At 80.7% G+C, this 1,219-nt stretch carries 1 protein-coding gene; it reads left to right on the forward strand.

What is annotated here, in order from left to right:
* Positions 1-1,219 (forward strand): tRNA(Met) cytidine acetyltransferase TmcA domain-containing protein (locus tag CKO13_RS12260; RefSeq protein ID WP_200261419.1); only part of this gene is annotated, 1,219 nt, incomplete at both ends.

The following is a 1,219-nucleotide window of genomic DNA, read 5'->3' on the forward strand; positions in this document are numbered from 1 at the left end:
ATCCGGACGCCCTCGCCGCCGCCGCGGGCTCGATCCGCGGCGGCGGCCTCCTGGTGCTCCTGACGCCGGCGCTCGCCGACTGGCCTGGCGCCCCGGATGCGGCCCTGGACCGCCTCATCCCCGCCGGCCGGGGGCGCGGCGAGGCCGGCGCCCGCTTCGTCGAGCGGCTGATCGGCTGCCTGCGCAGCGCCCCCGGCATCGAGCGCTACGGCCCCGACGACGCCCCGCCGAGCCTCGTCCCCGGGCCGCCGGCCGCGGCCGGCCCCGAGCACGGCTACGGCTGCCGCAGCGCCGACCAGCGCAATGCCGTCGAGGCGGTGGTGGGCGTGGTCACCGGCCACCGCCGCCGCCCGGCCGTGCTCAGCGCCGACCGCGGCCGGGGCAAGTCGGCGGCGCTCGGCATCGCCGCCGGCGAGCTCCTGCGCCGCGGCCGGGTCCGCCGGGTGAGCGTGACCGCGCCGTCGCTGACGGCGGCGGAGCCGGTGCTCGAGCACGCCGCCGCCTACGCCGCCGGCACCTTCGCCGACCGGCGCACGGTGCGCATCGGCGCCGGCGAGCTCGCCTTCCGCGAGCCCGAGGCGGTGCTCGAGCGGGCCGGGGCGGACGAGCTGGTCCTCGTCGACGAGGCCGCCGGCCTGCCCGTCGCGCTGCTCACCGCGCTGCTGCGCGGCGCGCCGCGGATCGCCTTCGCCACCACCGTCCACGGCTACGAGGGCACCGGGCGCGGCTTCGACCTGCGCTTTCGCGCCGTGCTCGACGCCGAGACGCCGCAGTGGCGCGCCGTGCGCCTGGACACCCCGATCCGCTGGGCGCCGGGCGACCCGCTGGAGGCGTGGCTCGCCCGCGCCCTGCTGCTCGACGCCGACCCCGGGGAGCCGGACCCGCCGGGCCCCGATGACGCGCTCCGGGTCGAGGCGCTCGACCGGGACGCCCTGGCCGCCGACGAGCCGCGCCTGCGCCAGCTCTTCGGCCTGCTCGTCAGCGCCCACTACCGCACCCGCCCCCTCGACCTGCGCCAGCTGCTCGACGCCCCCGGCATCCACCTCCTCGGCGCCGTCTGCGGCGGCGAGTGCCTGGGGGTGGCGCTCGCCGCCGAGGAGGGCGGGCTGGACGCCGAGACGGCGCGCCAGGTCTGGGCCGGCCGGCGCCGCCCCCAGGGCCACCTGCTGCCGCAGATGCTGGCGACCCACGCCGGGCTGGAGGCCGCCCCCCGGCAGCG

It is taken from the genome of Halorhodospira neutriphila, from assembly GCF_016584055.1.
GTDB lineage: Bacteria > Pseudomonadota > Gammaproteobacteria > Nitrococcales > Halorhodospiraceae > Halorhodospira > Halorhodospira neutriphila.